This window comes from Rhizobium sp. UBA1881 (assembly GCF_002338015.1).
Classification (GTDB): domain Bacteria; phylum Pseudomonadota; class Alphaproteobacteria; order Rhizobiales; family Rhizobiaceae; genus Rhizobium.
Map to the genome: position 1 here is coordinate 35,895 of NZ_DDHH01000121.1, position 15,486 is coordinate 51,380.

The following is a 15,486-nucleotide window of genomic DNA, read 5'->3' on the forward strand; positions in this document are numbered from 1 at the left end:
ATCTTGATCGCCGCCTGCCAATAACAAGGACCATACCGAACCCATGCAAACTGTCTTCAGCATAGCCGTCGACGCGCTCGCCTATGGCATGGTGCTGTTCGTGATCTCGATCGGCCTTTCGGTGACCATGGGCCTGATGCGGGTCGTCAACCTCGCGCACGGCGCCTTTGCGATGATCGGTGGCTATATTGCCTCCTATGCGGTGCGCGACCTTGGGCTTGGTTATGGCATCGGCGTCATCGCCGCCGTGGTCGGCACGATCATCATTGCCATTCCGATGGAGCGTTTCCTTTATCGCCGCATCTACGGGGCGCCTGAGTTGACGCAGGTGCTGATGACGATCGGCATCACCTTTTGCATCATCGGCATCGCCAACTATGCGATGGGGCCGACGCTGAAAACCATTCCGCTGCCTGAAGCCCTACAGGGCTCCGCCAATCTGGGCTTCCGCACCATCCCGGTTCACCGGCTCTTCGCGATCGTTTGCGGCCTTGGCGTCGCCGTAGCACTTTGGTTCACGATCGAACGCACGAGCTTCGGGGTGAAGTTACGCGCGTCCGTGGACAACGCCGCGATGGCGGCGGCACTTGGGGTAAAGACTGAAATCATATACGCGCTGAGTTTTGCTGTCGCCGTCGGCCTCGCCGCCTTCGGGGGTGTTGTCGGAGCAGAGCTGCTGCCAGTCGAGCCTTACTACGCGCTGCGCTATATGGTCACCTTCCTGGTCGTCGTCTCGGTCGGCGGCGCCGGTTCAATCCCCGGCGCATTGATTGCCTGTCTGGTGCTTGGCGGCATCGATACGACCGGTCGCTATTTGATGCCCGAGTTTGGCGAATTCTTCTTCTACCTCGCCGTCATCGCCATCATCTGCATCTTCCCGCGTGGCTTCGCCGGAAGAACAAAATAGGATGACGCTCGCGATGAACACCAACTCCACCGCCGCCGCTTCCCGACGCCACCGCTCCTTGGGTCGCGATCTCGCGGGTATCGCCGCGATCATAGTGCTTGCCAGCATCGGCTACGTACTGTTTCCCGACAACCTAGCGCTTTTGACCCGCTTCATCGCCATTGCGCTACTGGTGCTGTCGCTCGACCTTGTAACCGGATATTGCGGCATTGCCACGCTTGGCCATGCCGCCCTGTTTGGCAGTGGCGCCTATGCCGCCGGGATTGTCTCCGCCCATTACGGCGTCACCGATCCGTTGCTGATGACGCTGGCAGGGATCTTGGGCGGCGCGGTCGCGGGGCTGATCTGCGGCGCTGTCATTTTGCGCGCTCATGGGCTGCCTCAGTTGGTGCTTTCGATCGCGCTGATTAACCTCTTCCACGAGTTGGCCAACAAGGCCTCCTCCTGGACGGGCGGCAGCGACGGGCTCGCCGGCATTTCCGCCGATCCTCTGCTCGGCTATTTCGAGTTCGATCTCTATGGCCACACCGCCTATGTATTCGGCGTCGTGCTGCTACTTGTCGTTTTCATGTTGCTGCGCCTGCTGGTGCGCTCTCCCTTCGGCATGCTCTGCCGTGGCATCAAGGAAGACCCGCTGCGCATCAAGGCGATGGGCGCATCGCCGAAGGTCGCACTGATGAAGATGTATGTGATATCGGGTGCGGTAGCCGGGGTCGGCGGCGCCCTTACCGCAATTTCGACGCAGGTCGTCGGCCTCGACAGCCTTTCGTTCACTCTCTCGGCTGAAAGCCTCGTCATGCTCGTGCTCGGCGGCACTGGCTCGCTGTTTGGAGCACTTTCTGGAACGGTCATCTTCATACTGTTTGAGGATTACGTGTCGGCCGCCAACCCTTTCCACTGGCTGACTATGGTGGGCGCGCTTTTGATCCTCGTCGTTCTTTTCGCACCGAGGGGTATCTATGGCACAGCCGCCGGCCTGCTATCGCGACGTTCGGAGGCAGTTGAATGAACGCCGTCTTCGAAGTCTCCAATTTGAAGAAATCCTTCGGCGGCCTGGCCGTTACCAACGACGTCTCGATCTCGATGTATCCAGGTGATCGCGTCGCACTGATCGGACCGAACGGCGCCGGCAAGACCACCTTCGTCAATCTGGTCACCGGCAATCTGGCGCCCGATTCCGGTGATGTCCGCCTGGGCGGGGAGACCGTGACCCGGGTGGATGCGGCCGGCCGCGTCAAGCGCGGGCTGGTCCGCTCGTTCCAGGTCACCCGGCTTTTCCAGGACATGACGCCCGCCGAGCACGTCGCGCTCGCCATCCTGCAGCGAGACGGACGGACGGGCCGCATGTTCGGCAACTTCCTGTCGATGCCTGGTGTCATGGATGAGGTGACCGGCATGCTGCACACGCTGGGCCTCGAGAACCTGATGCACCGCAAGGTCAACGAGATCGCCTACGGCCAGCAACGCCTGCTGGAGATCGCCGTCGCCATGGCGCTTAAGCCTAAGGTTCTCCTGCTCGACGAACCAGCCGTCGGCGTGCCACAGAGCGACACCGGTCGTATCGAACAGGCGTTGGCAGACCTGCCTGCCGATCTTGCCGTGCTAATGATCGAGCACGACATGGACCTTGTCTTTCGCTTCGCCAAGCGTGTGATTGTGCTCGCCGCCGGCGCCATCATTTTCGATGGCTCGCCTGCCGATGTCACCAGGGACGCCCGCGTGCGCGAAGCCTATCTCGGGAGCTATGCCAATGCCAGCCACGTCGCTTGAGGTCGAAAACCTGTCGGCGGGTTATGGTCCGACGCGCGTCCTTGAACATGTTTCCTTCTCGGTTTCAGCCGGCGCGCGGCTCGCGGTGCTTGGCCGTAACGGCATGGGCAAGACCACGTTGCTCGCCACCCTTGCCGGGCAGACTAAACGCTACGACGGTCGTATCAAGCTAGGCTCTGCCGATGTCACGGCCATACCGAGTGCGGCGCGAGCGCACCAAGGGCTGGGTTACGTGCCGCAGGCACGCTGCATCTTTCCAACGCTGACGGTCGAGGAAAACCTCTTTGTAGGCCTGAAGGGGCGGCCGAAGACGGCGCTCGAAGAATCGTATCATATGTTTCCACGCCTGAAGGAACGCCGCCGCAATCTCGGCAACCAGCTTTCCGGCGGCGAGCAGCAGATGCTGGCGATCGGCCGCGCGCTGATGAGCCAGCCGCGTCTGCTGCTGCTGGATGAGCCTTCGCTGGGACTGGCACCGATTATTATCCAGCAGATCTTCGACACCATCGAACAGCTGCGCAAAGAGGGGATGACTATCTTCCTGGTGGAGCAGAACGCCAATCAGGCGCTGAAGCTGGCGGATCGCGGCTATGTGCTGGAAAACGGCCATGTGGTGCTGGAAGATACCGGGGAAGCCTTGCTCTCCAACGAAGCCGTCCGCAGCGCCTATTTAGGCGCCTAGGGCTGGCTGGCTTGCCAGATTGCGGTTGGGCAGCGCTCGTCATCCTCGCGTACTGCATGTACGCTCCGGTGACTGTGCCCTGGCCGTCCGTAATCTGGCTGCGTCGCCAATGGCCCGCGGCTGTAGTCTGTTAAAAAGGTCAGCTAAACCCTTTCATCTTGCCGTCATACGGCTGTCATTTATCTGTTATTAATCCGTCATTTCCCCGTGTCATGTTACACCGCGAACAAAAAATGCGTGATATCGCGCGTACCTACCTGCACAGGAAAATTCTATGTCCGTGTTTACTTTTCGTCGTAGCCTGATGAGTGCGGTTCTGGGCCTGGCTATCAGCGGCAATGCGCTGGCCGCCACTGAGATTCCTTTCTGGCATTCTATGGAGGGCGAGTTAGGCAAAGAAGTCGACTCTCTGGCGCAACGTTTTAACCAGGCGCATCCCGACTATAAAATTGTTCCAACCTACAAAGGTAACTACGAGCAGAGCCTCGCGGCAGGCATCGCAGCGGTACGTTCCGGCAAAGCGCCAGCCATTTTGCAGGTTTACGAAGTTGGCACCGCAACCATGATGGCCTCGAAGGCGATCGTGCCGGTGCATCAGGTTTTCCAGGACGCGGGCATCCCCTTTGACGAAAAACAGTTCGTGCCGACCGTGGCGGGCTACTACAGCGATGCCAGCGGCCATCTGATTTCTCAGCCGTTCAACAGCTCCACGCCGGTGCTCTACTACAACAAGGACGCCTTTAAAAAAGCGGGCCTGAACCCCGACCAGCCGCCGAAAACCTGGCAGGAGCTGGCGAAAGATGCCGACGCGCTGCGTAAAGCGGGCCTGACCTGCGGCTACGCCAGCGGCTGGCAGGGCTGGATCCAGATCGAAAACTTCAGCGCCTGGCACGCCTTGCCGGTCGCCAGCAAAAACAACGGCTTCGACGGCACCGATGCGGTGCTGGAATTTAACAAGCCGGTGCAGGTACGCCATATCCAGATGCTGGAGGATATGAACAAGAAAGGCGACTTCACCTACTTTGGCCGTAAAGACGAGTCCACCGCCAAGTTCTATAACGGCGACTGCGGTATTACTACCGCCTCCTCTGGTTCGCTGGCGGATATCAAGCACTACGCCAAATTCAACTACGGCGTCGGCATGATGCCGTATGACGAAACCGTGCCGAACGCGCCGCAGAACGCCATTATCGGCGGGGCCAGCCTGTGGGTGATGAAGGGCAAAAACGCCGATACCTATAAGGGCGTCGCGGAGTTTATGCAGTTCCTCGCGCAGCCGGAAATCGCTGCCGAATGGCACCAGAAAACCGGCTACCTGCCGATCACCACCGCGGCTTACGAGCTGAGCAAGCAGCAGGGCTTCTATGACAAGAACCCTGGCGCGGATATCGCGACGCGTCAGATGCTGAACAAAGATCCGCTGCCGTTCACTAAAGGCATGCGTCTGGGCAATATGCCGCAGATCCGCACCGTGGTCGACGAGGAGCTGGAAGGCGTCTGGACCGGCAAACAGTCGCCGCAGGCAGCGCTGGATAACGCGGTGAAACGCGGCAACGAGCTGCTGCGCCGCTTTGAACAGCAAGTGAAGTAATTCCGTTCGGTAAAAGGGTCGGCGCGCGCCGACCCTGTTCTCTTTCTCAGACAGAGTACGCTATGTCTTCATCTCGCCCGGTGTTCCGCACCAGTCTGTTGCCCTATCTGCTGGTGCTGCCGCAGCTGCTGATTACCGCTATCTTTTTCCTCTGGCCCGCGGGCGAAGCCCTGTGGTATTCGCTGCAGAGCCTTGACCCGTTCGGCATCTCCAGCACCTTTGTCGGCTTCGAAAACTTCAGGCGTCTGTTTCAGGACAGCTACTACCTCGACGCCTTCTGGACCACTATCGTCTTCAGCACCCTGGTGACGGTATGCGGCATGGTGCTGTCGCTGCTGCTGGCGGCGCTGGTGGATTACGTTATTCGGCTGCGCAAACTCTACCAGACGCTGCTGCTGCTGCCTTACGCGGTGGCGCCCGTGGTCGCGGCGGTGCTGTGGATGTTTCTGTTCAATCCCGGCCTCGGCCTGATTAGCCATCTCCTTAACCAGCTTGGCTACAACTGGAACTATGCCCAGAACAGCGGCCAGGCGATGTTCCTGATCGTGGTGGCCTCGATCTGGCAGCAGATGAGCTACAACTTTTTATTCTTTTTCGCGGCGCTGCAGTCGATTCCGAAATCGCTGGTGGAAGCCGCGGCGATCGACGGCGCCGGTCCGGTGCGGCGCTTCTTCAATCTGTCGCTGCCGCTAATTACGCCGGTCAGCTTTTTCCTACTGGTGGTGAACCTGATCTACGCCTTCTTCGACACCTTCCCGGTTATTGACGCCGCGACCGGCGGCGGTCCGGTGCAGGCGACCACTACGCTTATCTACAAAATTTATCGTGAAGGTTTTACCGGGCTGGATCTCTCCTCTTCGGCGGCCCAGTCGGTAGTGCTGATGCTGCTGGTTATCGGCCTGACCGTTATTCAGTTCCGCTTCGTTGAGCGTAAGGTACAGTACCAATGATTGAAAACCGTCGCGGGCTGGATATCTTCAGCCACACGCTGCTGGTGCTGGGCGTGCTCACTATTCTGTTTCCGCTCTACGTCGCCTTTGTCGCCGCCACGCTGGATAACGAAGCGGTCTATCAGGTGCCGATGACGCTCATCCCGGGAACCCATCTGTGGGAGAACATCTCGCGCATCTGGACGCAGGGCGTTAACGGCAGCGGCCCGGCTTTTAGCCTGATGCTGCTTAACAGCCTGATCATGGCGTTCGGCATCACCGTCGGCAAGATCACGGTGTCGATGCTCTCCGCTTTTGCACTGGTCTGGTTCCGCTTTCCGCTGCGCACGCTCTTTTTCTGGCTCATCTTTATCACGCTGATGCTGCCGGTCGAGGTGCGTATCTTTCCGACGGTACAGGTGATTTCCAACCTCAATATGCTCGACAGCTACAGCGGCCTGACGCTGCCGCTGATGGCGTCGGCCACGGCGACCTTCCTGTTCCGCCAGTTCTTTATGTCGCTGCCGGACGAGCTAATCGAGGCGGCGCGCATCGACGGTGCCAGCGCGATGCGCTTCTTCTGGGATATCGTGCTGCCGCTGTCGAAAACTAACCTCGCGGCGCTTTTCGTTATCACCTTTATTTACGGCTGGAACCAGTATCTCTGGCCGCTGCTGATCGTCAACGACGCCTCGCTCAGCACCGCGGTAGCGGGGATCAAAAGCATGATCTCTACCAGCGGATCGCCGACGCAGTGGAACGAAGTCATGGCGGCAATGTTATTAACCCTGATCCCACCGGTGGTGGTGGTGCTGGTCATGCAGCGCGCGTTCGTGCGTGGCCTGGTCGAGAGTGAGAAATAAGCATGGCAGGCGTAACCCTTCAGGCGGTAACCAAGTCTTACGACGGCAAGAATCAAATCATTCAGCCGCTTAACGTCACCGTCAATGACGGCGAATTTATGGTGATGGTCGGTCCCTCCGGCTGCGGCAAATCGACGCTGCTGCGCATGGTGGCGGGGCTGGAGCGCGTCACCTCCGGCGATATCTATATCGACGACAAGCGCGTCACCCAGATGGAGCCGAAAGATCGCGGCATCGCCATGGTGTTCCAGAACTACGCGCTCTATCCGCATATGACGGTAGAAGAGAACATGGCCTACGGGCTGAAGATCCGCGGGATGAGCAAAGAGCATATCCGCCTGCGCGTGCTGGAGGCGGCGCGCAGTCTGGAGCTGGATCAGCTGCTGAGCCGCCGTCCGCGCGAGCTTTCCGGCGGACAGCGCCAGCGCGTGGCGATGGGACGCGCTATCGTGCGCGAGCCGTCGGTGTTTCTTTTCGACGAGCCGCTCTCCAACCTGGACGCGCGCCTGCGCGTGCAGATGCGGCTTGAGCTTCAGCAGCTGCATCGCCGTCTGCAAACCACCAGCCTCTATGTGACGCACGATCAGGTCGAGGCGATGACGCTGGCGCAGCGCGTGATGGTACTGAACAAAGGTTTTGTCGAGCAGATCGGCACGCCGGTAGACATTTATGAGCGTCCCGCCAGCCAGTTCGTCGCCTCGTTTATCGGCGCGCCGGCGATGAATCTGCTGGTCGGCCAGATTGGCAGCGACGGTACGCGCTTCAATATCGATAACTCGCACTCTCTGCCGCTCGGCGATAGCAAAGCGAAGTGGGCTAATCGCGCCGTCACGCTCGGCATTCGTCCAGAGCATGTGCAGGTCAGCCCGCATGAGCGCGATGGCATTCCGCTGCGCGTAGAGACGCTGGAGCTGCTCGGCGCGGACAATCTGGCGCACGGGCGCATCGGCGAGACGCCGCTGGTGGTGCGTCTGCCGCACAGCGAGCGGCCGCAGGCGGGCAGCACGCTGTGGCTGCATCTGCCGTCGGATGCGTTACACTATTTCGATTCAACTACCGGAAAGCGTCTGGAATGAACACACACAGCTGGCCCTATCCTCATATCGTCGCCCATCGCGGCGGCGGCAAACTGGCCCCGGAAAATACCCTGGCGGCGATCGACGTCGGCGCGGAGCTGGGTCATACCATGATCGAGTTCGACGCTAAGCTGTCGCAGGATAAGCAGATTTTCCTGCTGCACGACGATACGCTCGATCGCACCAGCAACGGCTGGGGCGTAGCGGGCGATCTGCCGTGGGAAAAACTGGCGCAGCTCGACGCGGGCGGCTGGTTCGGCAAGGCGTTTGACGGGGAACCGCTGGCGCTGCTTCCCGACGTCGCGGCGCGCTGTCGGCAGCATGCCATGATGGCGAATATTGAAATTAAACCCACTACCGGCAGCGAAGCGGAAACCGGCCGCGCCATCGCCCATGCGGCGAAGCGTTTGTGGCAGGGGATGACTGCGCCGCTGCTGTCGTCGTTCTCTTATGAGGCGCTGGAGGCGGCAATGCAGGCGGAGCCCGACTTGCCGCGTGGCCTGCTGCTGGATGAGTGGGATGAGGAGTGGCAAACAAAAACCGCGGCGCTCGCCTGTGTCTCAATTCACCTTAACCATAAGCTGCTCGACGCAGAGCGCGTCTCGGCGCTGAAGGCCGCCGGTCTGCATATTCTGGTCTACACGGTGAACGATCCTGACCGGGCGCGTACGCTGCTGGAATGGGGCGTTGACGCCATCTGCACCGATCGCATCGACATCATCGGCCCCGACTTCCGTTAATTACGGTTCTGCTGCTGTCCCGGCTGCGCATTAATCACGCGCTGCTGGGCGCTGCTCCGCTGCTCCGCTGCTCCTGTAGTTTCCGCTGTATCTGCTGCGTCTGTTGCTGCTGATCCTGCTGCAGTTTGCCCTGCTGTTGCTGCTGCTGGATTTGCATCTGCGTCTGCATACGCTGCTGGCTCGGGTTGTAGCCCGGCTGATTAGGTTGATTAGTATTGTTCAGCATATTAGCCATACCGCTAAGCGGCAGCAGTGCGGCAAAAACGATTAACCATTTTTTCATGTAACTTCCTCCGTCAGGCGGCCTTAACGGCATCTGATCTGCCATGGCCGCAGCTATAAGTTTAGCAACCTCACAAACTTCTCTCCCAGGAACGCACCGAATTTGACTTAGATGTTATTTTTTAGTTGTTCTTGTAAAGACTTGCCTGCGTGATAACAAATGTAAATAACTGAAAAGGGTAGAGGGATGATGATGATGCGAGGAAATATACGCCAGCTTGGCTGGGCTGTGATGATGAGTTTAACGGTAGTCAGCGTCGCCGATGCCGCGCCTGCCAGCGCGCCGCCCGTCTCCTATGGCGTCGAGGATGATACCTTTCATCCGGTCAGAGCGCAGCACGGCATGGTCGCCTCGGTTGATGCGCTGGCGACGCAGGTGGGCGTGGATATCCTGCGGCAGGGCGGCAATGCGGTGGACGCCGCCGTCGCTGTCGGCTTCGCGCTGGCGGTTACCCACCCGCAGGCGGGTAATCTCGGCGGCGGCGGCTTTATGCTGCTGCGCACCGCTTCCGGTCGCGCCACCTCTATCGATTTCCGTGAAATGGCGCCGGCCCGCGCCTCACGCGATATGTTCCTCGACAAGCAGGGCAACGCCGACAGCAAGCTGTCGCTGACGTCGCACCTCGCTTCCGGCACGCCGGGCAGCGTAGCGGGCTTTGCGCTGGCGGCGCAAAAATATGGCACGCTGCCGCTCAGCACGCTGCTGGCCCCGGCGATTAAGCTGGCGCGCGACGGCTATATCGTCAACGACGCGCTGGCGGACGATCTGAAAACCTACGGCAAAGAGGTGCTGCTCGCTCACCCCAACAGTAAAGCGATCTTCTTTAAACCTGACGGCACCCCGTGGCAGACAGGCGATCGTCTGGTGCAAAAAAACCTCGCCCACAGTCTGCAGCTGATTGCGCAGCAGGGGCCGGACGCTTTTTATAAGGGCGAAATCGCTGACGAGATCGCCGGTGAGATGGCGCAGCACGGCGGGTTGATCGGCAAAGCGGATCTGGCGGCCTACCGCGCCGTCGAGCGTAAGCCCGTCAGCGGCACTTATCGCGGCTATGAGGTCTTTTCTATGCCGCCGCCCTCATCGGGCGGGATCCATATCGTGCAGATCCTTAATATCCTGGAAAATTTCGATCTGGCGAAAATGGGCTTTGGTAGCGCCGACGCGATGCAGGTTATCGCCGAAGCGGAGAAGTACGCCTATGCTGACCGCTCGGAGTACCTCGGCGATCCCGATTTTGTAAAGGTGCCCTGGCAGGCGCTGACCAGCAAAGCCTACGCAAAGTCGATCGCGCAGCAGATTGACGTGGCGAAAGCGCGTCCGTCGAGCGAGATCAAGCCCGGCAAGCTGGAGCCTTATGAGAGCAACCAGACCACGCACTTCTCGGTGGTAGACAAGCAGGGCACGGCAGTAGCGGTAACTTACACCCTTAACACCAATTTCGGCAGCGGCATCGTGGCGGGCAACAGCGGCATTCTGCTGAATAATGAGATGGATGACTTCTCCGCGAAGCCGGGTACGCCGAACGTTTACGGCTTAGTTGGTGGCGAAGCGAACGCGGTGCAGCCTGCCAAGCGTCCGCTCTCTTCGATGTCGCCGACCATTGTGGCGAAAGGGGGTAAAACCTGGCTGGTCACCGGCAGTCCGGGGGGCAGCCGCATTATTACCACCGTGCTGCAAATGGTGGTGAACAGTGTCGATTTCGGGATGAACGTCGCGGAAGCGATCAGTGCGCCGCGCTTCCATCATCAGTGGCTGCCGGATCAGCTGCGCGTTGAGAAAGGGTTCAGCCCCGATACGCTGCGTTTGCTGGAGAATAAGGGTCAGCATGTGAAGGTGCTGCCTGCGATGGGCAGTACGCAGAGCATTATGATTGGGCCGGACGGCACGCTGTACGGTGCATCGGACCCGCGTACCCCGGGAGATTTGAGCGCCGGGTATTAAGCCAGAGAAACAGACGGGGCCAGCGGTCTGGCCCCGTTTTCTATTTCAGCCGCGCCATATAGTGCGTATCGATCATTTCGCCCTGCCGCATAGCAAATCCCTTCGCCGTCCCCTCGATTTCAAAACCGAAATGGCGATACAAAGCGATGGCGGCAGGGTTGTCGGCAAACACCGTCAGCTCCATGCGCGTGACCTGTAGCCAGTTATCACAGAGATCCACCGCCGCGCCGAGCAGCGCTTTGCCGACGCCGCGGTTGCGATAATCCTGATCGACCCCCATGCCCAGGGTGGCGCAGTGACGGCGACGCGCCGTGGCGATGACGTCCAGCGTCAGCTGTCCGACAACTTTTCCTTCAATGCAGGCGACCAGCGGATGTCTCGTCGGAGAAAGATGGTTTAGCCGCTCCTGCCATTTTTGCAGCGAAGGTAGCGGGAGCTGTAGCGTATTCGCCATGGTGTCCGGCTGACTGTAGATATGCAGCAGGGCGGCAGCATCATCAGGCGCTACGTGTCGAACAACAATCTCGCTCATCTTCTTGCTCCTTGTGTGGGCGGAAAACCCTTCAAACATCAAGGAAACCTTATTAATAATCAACAGAAAAGATCATAAAAGGCTTTACAGACGCGAATGATAATGATTATTATTGCGATGTGTTCTCGGGACGTCGCCAGACAAACCGGAAAGCACGACATTGCTCACATTGCTTCCAGTATTTTTTAGCCAGCCGGGTGCTGGCTTTTTTTTATCCCGCTTTCCTGTTAGCTCATTCAGCAGCGCTCACCATCCTCTCCACGCTTGTTCACTATTTTTGAACAGAGGCGTGAAGTTTTTCAGCTATCAATAGGTTCGGCTCAGGTTCAGACTGTTTTAAAACATTGAGGAGAACTGAACATGATCTACTTACGCAAAGCAGAAGAACGCGGTCACGCTAACCACGGCTGGCTTGATAGCTGGCACACTTTCTCTTTCGCCAGCTATCACGATGCGAATTTTATGGGTTTCTCGGCGCTGCGCGTCATTAACGAAGATATCGTTGCTGCCGGGCAGGGCTTCGGCACTCACCCCCATAAAGATATGGAGATCCTGACCTACGTGCTTTCCGGCACCGTAGAGCATCAGGACAGCATGGGGAATAAAGAGCAGATCCCGGCAGGGGAATTTCAGATCATGAGTGCGGGTACCGGCGTGCGTCACTCTGAGTACAACGCCAGCAGCAACGACCCGCTGCACCTTTATCAGATCTGGATTATTCCAGAGCGCACAGGCATTGAGCCGCGTTACGCTCAGCGCCGTTTTCCCGACGTAAAAGGCCGCCAGTTTGTGCTGACGCCGGACGCGCGCGAAGGCTCGCTGAAGGTCTATCAGGATATGACACTGTCGCGCTGGGTATTCAGCGCGGGCGAAAAAGATGCCGTCGAGATTGAAACGGGACGCCGCGTCTGGATTCAGGTCGTCAAAGGCGATATCCGCGTCAACGGCGAAACCGCCGGCGTCAGCGACGCTTTTGCCATCTGGGATGAAGCCAGCCTGATGATTGAGGCCAGCAGCGACGCGGAAGTGCTGCTGTTCGATCTGCCGCCGGTCTAAGCGGTGACGGGGCGCGCACTGTCGCGCCCTGCTTACAAATCTGCGGTCGAATAGTGATAGACTCGTCGTAATTGTGACCCTGGGCGCTTACGATGAAGAAAAAAAGACCGGTATTACAGGACGTTGCCGATCGTGTCGGCGTAACGAAAATGACCGTCAGCCGCTACCTGCGCAATCCTGAGCAGGTTTCTGCGCCGCTGCGCGACAAGATCGCCGTCGCGCTTGATGAGCTGGGCTACATACCCAATCGCGCGCCGGATATGCTCTCTAACGCCACCAGCCGCGCCATCGGCGTGCTGCTGCCTTCGCTGACCAATCAGGTTTTCTCCGACGTTCTGCGCGGCATCGAAGCGGTGACGGATGAAGCAGGCTACCAGACGCTGGTCGCCCATTTCGGCTACAGTCCGCAAAAAGAGGAGCTACAGCTGCGTTCGCTGCTGGGCTGGAACATCGACGGCGTGATCCTGACCGAGCGCACCCATACGCCTGCCACGCTGCGCATGCTGGAAGTGGCCGGTATTCCGGTGATTGAGATGATGGACAGCGTATCGCCCTGCCTTGATATGGCGGTGGGATTCGATAACGTCGAAGCGGCGCGTCAGATGACTCACGCCATACTGAGCAAAGGACATCGCCATACGGTCTATTTGGGGGCGCGTCTCGATGAGCGTACCCTGCAGAAACAGCAGGGCTATGAGAAAGCGATGCGCGAAGCGGGGCTGGAACCGCGTAGCGTGATGATGGAAGAGGCCTCCTCTTTCAGCGCGGGCGGTATGTTGCTGTGCGAGGCGCAGCGTCGCTATCCGCAAACCGACAGCCTGTTCTGCACCAACGACGACCTGGCCGTCGGCGCCATGTTCGAATGCCAGCGCCAGGGATTAAAAGTGCCGACGCAAATGGCGATCGCCGGATTTCACGGCCATGATATTAGTCAGGTGGTGACGCCGAAGCTGGCCACCGTCCTGACGCCGCGCGAACGCATGGGACGTGAAGCGGCCGCCATGCTGCTGGCGCGCATCAGCGGTGATTTCAGCGTCTCCGCGCCGCTGGATATTGGTTTTGCTATTAGCGAAGGCGGCAGCATCTGAATCTGGCGTTTTTATGAGTCAGCTCACACTTTCGTGCTTTTCCGGCTAAACAGGGTTGCCAGTCCGTAATGTGCTCAACACAATGGCAACCACTATTGTTATCGGTAACATTGGCGAATTTACCTGCCGGAGCAGAAAAATGACCACTCAATCCTCGTCTCATCATGTCTTTATTTTGATGGGCGTTTCAGGCAGCGGTAAATCCGTTGTCGCTAATCAGGTTTCTCACCAGCTCAATACCGCTTTTCTCGACGGCGATTTTCTCCATCCGCGCGCCAATATTTTAAAAATGGCCGAAGGTCATCCGCTGGACGACAACGATCGACAGCCGTGGCTGCAGGCGCTCAATGACGCTGCGTTCGCCATGCAGCGTACGCAGGCAATCTCCATTATCGTCTGCTCCGCGCTGAAAAAGCGTTACCGCGACATCCTGCGCCAGGGCAATGACAATCTGCGCTTTATCTACCTCAAGGGCGATTTCGATACTATCGAGTCACGCCTGAAGGCGCGTAAGGGCCACTTCTTTAAACCCCAAATGCTGGTGACGCAGTTCGCCACGCTGGAAGAGCCGGGCGCTGACGAGCCGGACGTGCTGACGGTGGATATCAATCATTCCGTTGACGAGGTTGTTGCGGCTACGGTTGCGGCTATCGGGAAAGCCATCAACAAGGGTTAGTCATGAGTACCGCAACGCTGGTGTTAACTGCAGCAGGCTCTGTCCTGCTGCTGCTTTTTTTAGTGATGAAAGCGCGTATGCACGCCTTTGTCGCGCTGATGCTGGTTTCGATTGGTGCGGGTCTCTGTTCCGGCATGCCGCTGGACAAGATCGCGGACACCATGCAGAAGGGCATGGGCGGCACGCTGGGCTTTCTGGCTATTGTTGTCGCGCTGGGCGCGATGTTCGGCAAAATCCTGCATGAGACAGGCGCGGTCGATCAGATCGCTATCCGCATGCTGAAAACCTTCGGCGAAAGCCGCGCACACTATGCGATGGGCATCGCGGGTCTTATCTGCGCGCTGCCGCTCTTCTTTGAAGTGGCGGTTGTGCTGTTGATCAGTATCGCCTTTGCGGTGGCGCGCCGTACCCATGACAACCTGGTGAAGCTGGTGATCCCGCTGTTCGCCGGCGTGGCGGCGTCGGCGGCCTTTCTGCTGCCGGGCCCCGCGCCGATGCTGCTGGCTTCGCAGATGCACGCCGATTTCGGCTGGATGATTTTGCTGGGGCTCTGCGCCGCGATCCCCGGCATGCTGATCGCCGGTCCGCTGTTTGGCTCGCTGATTGCGCGCCGCGTGACCTTTAGCGCGCCGCCGGAAGATCACCAGCCGGACGTTGACGCGGCGAAGCTGCCGTCGTTCGGCTTCAGCCTGGCATTGATCCTGTTCCCGCTCATGCTGGTAGGATTAAAGACCATCGGCGCACGCTTCACCGAGCAAGGCTCTACGCTGTATGAATGGCTGGAGTTTATCGGCCATCCTTTTACGGCGATTCTGCTCGCCTGTCTGGTGGCGATTTACGGTCTGGCTTACCGTCAGGGCATGGATAAAGAGAAAGTGATGCAGGTGTGCGGCAGCGCGCTGCAACCCGCGGGCATTATTTTGCTGGTCATCGGCGCAGGCGGCGTGTTCAAGCAGGTGCTGGTAGATTCCGGCGTCGGCCCGGTGCTGGGCCATGCGCTGACCGGCGCGGGGCTGCCTGTTGCGCTGGCCTGCTTTATCCTTTCTGGCGCGGTGCGCGTGATTCAGGGCTCAGCGACGGTTGCCTGCCTCACGACGGTCGGGCTGGTGATGCCGGTTATCGAACCGCTGCACTACAGCGGCGCGCAGCTGGCGGCGCTCTCAATCTGCATTGGCGGCGGCTCCATTATTATCAGCCATGTTAATGACGCGGGTTTCTGGCTGTTCGGCCGCTTTACCGGCGCGACCGAAGGGGAAACGCTGAAGACCTGGACGCTGATGGAGACGATTCTCGGCACCGTCGGCGCGATTGTCGGCATGATTGCCTTTCAACTGCTGTCGTAAATCCTGAGC

The 15,486-nt window shown here is 59.1% G+C and carries 16 protein-coding genes; 14 read left to right on the forward strand and 2 right to left on the reverse strand.

Annotated elements, in window-relative coordinates; all coding sequences use genetic code 11:
• Nucleotides 1-43 precede the first annotated feature (43 nt).
• The 9 genes from B3605_RS15090 (at nt 44) to ugpQ (ending at nt 8,558) form a co-directional block, all read left to right on the forward strand.
• A complete protein-coding gene (locus tag B3605_RS15090) occupies nt 44-907 on the forward strand; it encodes a branched-chain amino acid ABC transporter permease (protein WP_296434816.1) in 864 nt (287 codons plus the stop codon).
• Nucleotide 908: 1 nt separating this feature from the next.
• Nucleotides 909-1,916 carry a branched-chain amino acid ABC transporter permease gene (locus tag B3605_RS15095; protein ID WP_296434818.1) on the forward strand — a complete coding sequence of 336 codons (1,008 nt, stop codon included), beginning with the start codon at nt 909-911 and terminating at the stop codon, nt 1,914-1,916.
• A complete protein-coding gene (locus tag B3605_RS15100; RefSeq protein ID WP_296434819.1) occupies nt 1,913-2,677 on the forward strand; it encodes an ABC transporter ATP-binding protein in 765 nt (254 codons plus the stop codon). The genes B3605_RS15095 and B3605_RS15100 overlap by 4 nt, the downstream gene beginning before the upstream one ends.
• Nucleotides 2,658-3,359, forward strand: coding sequence for an ABC transporter ATP-binding protein (locus B3605_RS15105; protein ID WP_296434821.1), 702 nt, complete (start codon nt 2,658-2,660; stop codon nt 3,357-3,359). Before B3605_RS15100 ends, B3605_RS15105 begins: the two co-directional genes overlap by 20 nt.
• A gap of 274 nt (nt 3,360-3,633) precedes the next feature.
• On the forward strand, nt 3,634-4,950 hold the full coding sequence (gene ugpB, locus B3605_RS15110) for a sn-glycerol-3-phosphate ABC transporter substrate-binding protein UgpB (RefSeq protein WP_120457207.1): 1,317 nt from the start codon (nt 3,634-3,636) through the stop codon (nt 4,948-4,950).
• 62 nt (nt 4,951-5,012) lie between these two features.
• Nucleotides 5,013-5,900: a sn-glycerol-3-phosphate ABC transporter permease UgpA gene (gene ugpA, locus B3605_RS15115; RefSeq protein WP_120457209.1), complete on the forward strand. Its 888-nt coding sequence runs from the start codon at nt 5,013-5,015 to the stop codon at nt 5,898-5,900.
• Nucleotides 5,897-6,742, forward strand: coding sequence for a sn-glycerol-3-phosphate ABC transporter permease UgpE (gene ugpE / locus B3605_RS15120; RefSeq protein WP_271152568.1), 846 nt, complete (start codon nt 5,897-5,899; stop codon nt 6,740-6,742). Before ugpA ends, ugpE begins: the two co-directional genes overlap by 4 nt.
• 2 nt (nt 6,743-6,744) lie before the next feature.
• The gene (locus B3605_RS15125) at nt 6,745-7,818 is read left to right on the forward strand and encodes a sn-glycerol-3-phosphate import ATP-binding protein UgpC (RefSeq protein WP_126689818.1); all 1,074 of its coding nucleotides are present in this window, start codon (nt 6,745-6,747) and stop codon (nt 7,816-7,818) included.
• A complete protein-coding gene (gene ugpQ, locus B3605_RS15130; RefSeq protein ID WP_296434833.1) occupies nt 7,815-8,558 on the forward strand; it encodes a glycerophosphodiester phosphodiesterase in 744 nt (247 codons plus the stop codon). Before B3605_RS15125 ends, ugpQ begins: the two co-directional genes overlap by 4 nt.
• 34 nt (nt 8,559-8,592) lie before the next feature.
• On the opposite strand, the gene B3605_RS15135 is transcribed toward ugpQ, so the two are convergent.
• Nucleotides 8,593-8,841: a DUF2756 domain-containing protein gene (locus B3605_RS15135; protein ID WP_296434835.1), complete on the reverse strand. Its 249-nt coding sequence runs from the start codon at nt 8,839-8,841 to the stop codon at nt 8,593-8,595.
• A gap of 186 nt (nt 8,842-9,027) precedes the next feature.
• Here B3605_RS15135 and ggt point away from each other — a divergent pair, with 186 nt between their 5' ends.
• Entirely contained in the window at nt 9,028-10,782 is a 1,755-nt protein-coding gene (gene ggt, locus B3605_RS15140; protein ID WP_349677258.1) for a gamma-glutamyltransferase, read from the forward strand.
• 40 nt (nt 10,783-10,822) lie between these two features.
• On the opposite strand, the gene B3605_RS15145 is transcribed toward ggt, so the two are convergent.
• Nucleotides 10,823-11,314: a GNAT family N-acetyltransferase gene (locus B3605_RS15145; RefSeq protein ID WP_296434837.1), complete on the reverse strand. Its 492-nt coding sequence runs from the start codon at nt 11,312-11,314 to the stop codon at nt 10,823-10,825.
• A gap of 360 nt (nt 11,315-11,674) precedes the next feature.
• On the opposite strand from B3605_RS15145, the gene B3605_RS15150 reads away from it, so the two are divergent.
• From B3605_RS15150 to gntU, 4 genes are all read left to right on the forward strand, one after another.
• Nucleotides 11,675-12,370: a pirin family protein gene (locus tag B3605_RS15150; protein WP_296434838.1), complete on the forward strand. Its 696-nt coding sequence runs from the start codon at nt 11,675-11,677 to the stop codon at nt 12,368-12,370.
• A gap of 92 nt (nt 12,371-12,462) precedes the next feature.
• Nucleotides 12,463-13,458, forward strand: a complete 996-nt coding sequence (gntR, locus tag B3605_RS15155) for a gluconate operon transcriptional repressor GntR (RefSeq protein WP_120457222.1) — start codon at nt 12,463-12,465, stop codon at nt 13,456-13,458.
• 139 nt (nt 13,459-13,597) lie between these two features.
• A complete protein-coding gene (gene gntK / locus B3605_RS15160) occupies nt 13,598-14,134 on the forward strand; it encodes a gluconokinase (RefSeq protein ID WP_120457224.1) in 537 nt (178 codons plus the stop codon).
• 2 nt (nt 14,135-14,136) lie between these two features.
• Complete coding sequence (gntU, locus tag B3605_RS15165) at nt 14,137-15,477, forward strand: gluconate transporter (RefSeq protein WP_120457226.1); 1,341 nt, start codon at nt 14,137-14,139, stop codon at nt 15,475-15,477.
• Nucleotides 15,478-15,486: the final 9 nt, after the last annotated feature.

What these genes read in the sequence shown, in the direction of transcription:
- gntK (WP_120457224.1), top strand. Translation starts at nt 13,598, where the DNA reads ATGACCACTCAATCCTCGTCTCATCATGTCTTTATTTTGATGGGCGTT.
- ugpA (WP_120457209.1), top strand. Translation starts at nt 5,013, where the DNA reads ATGTCTTCATCTCGCCCGGTGTTCCGCACCAGTCTGTTGCCCTATCTG.
- B3605_RS15090 (WP_296434816.1), top strand. Translation starts at nt 44, where the DNA reads ATGCAAACTGTCTTCAGCATAGCCGTCGACGCGCTCGCCTATGGCATG.
- B3605_RS15105 (WP_296434821.1), top strand. Translation starts at nt 2,658, where the DNA reads ATGCCAGCCACGTCGCTTGAGGTCGAAAACCTGTCGGCGGGTTATGGT.
- gntU (WP_120457226.1), top strand. Translation starts at nt 14,137, where the DNA reads ATGAGTACCGCAACGCTGGTGTTAACTGCAGCAGGCTCTGTCCTGCTG.
- B3605_RS15095 (WP_296434818.1), top strand. Translation starts at nt 909, where the DNA reads ATGACGCTCGCGATGAACACCAACTCCACCGCCGCCGCTTCCCGACGC.
- gntR (WP_120457222.1), top strand. Translation starts at nt 12,463, where the DNA reads ATGAAGAAAAAAAGACCGGTATTACAGGACGTTGCCGATCGTGTCGGC.
- ugpQ (WP_296434833.1), top strand. Translation starts at nt 7,815, where the DNA reads ATGAACACACACAGCTGGCCCTATCCTCATATCGTCGCCCATCGCGGC.
- ggt (WP_349677258.1), top strand. Translation starts at nt 9,028, where the DNA reads ATGATGATGATGCGAGGAAATATACGCCAGCTTGGCTGGGCTGTGATG.
- ugpB (WP_120457207.1), top strand. Translation starts at nt 3,634, where the DNA reads ATGTCCGTGTTTACTTTTCGTCGTAGCCTGATGAGTGCGGTTCTGGGC.
- B3605_RS15135 (WP_296434835.1), bottom strand. Translation starts at nt 8,841, where the DNA reads ATGAAAAAATGGTTAATCGTTTTTGCCGCACTGCTGCCGCTTAGCGGT.
- ugpE (WP_271152568.1), top strand. Translation starts at nt 5,897, where the DNA reads ATGATTGAAAACCGTCGCGGGCTGGATATCTTCAGCCACACGCTGCTG.
- B3605_RS15100 (WP_296434819.1), top strand. Translation starts at nt 1,913, where the DNA reads ATGAACGCCGTCTTCGAAGTCTCCAATTTGAAGAAATCCTTCGGCGGC.
- B3605_RS15125 (WP_126689818.1), top strand. Translation starts at nt 6,745, where the DNA reads ATGGCAGGCGTAACCCTTCAGGCGGTAACCAAGTCTTACGACGGCAAG.
- B3605_RS15150 (WP_296434838.1), top strand. Translation starts at nt 11,675, where the DNA reads ATGATCTACTTACGCAAAGCAGAAGAACGCGGTCACGCTAACCACGGC.
- B3605_RS15145 (WP_296434837.1), bottom strand. Translation starts at nt 11,314, where the DNA reads ATGAGCGAGATTGTTGTTCGACACGTAGCGCCTGATGATGCTGCCGCC.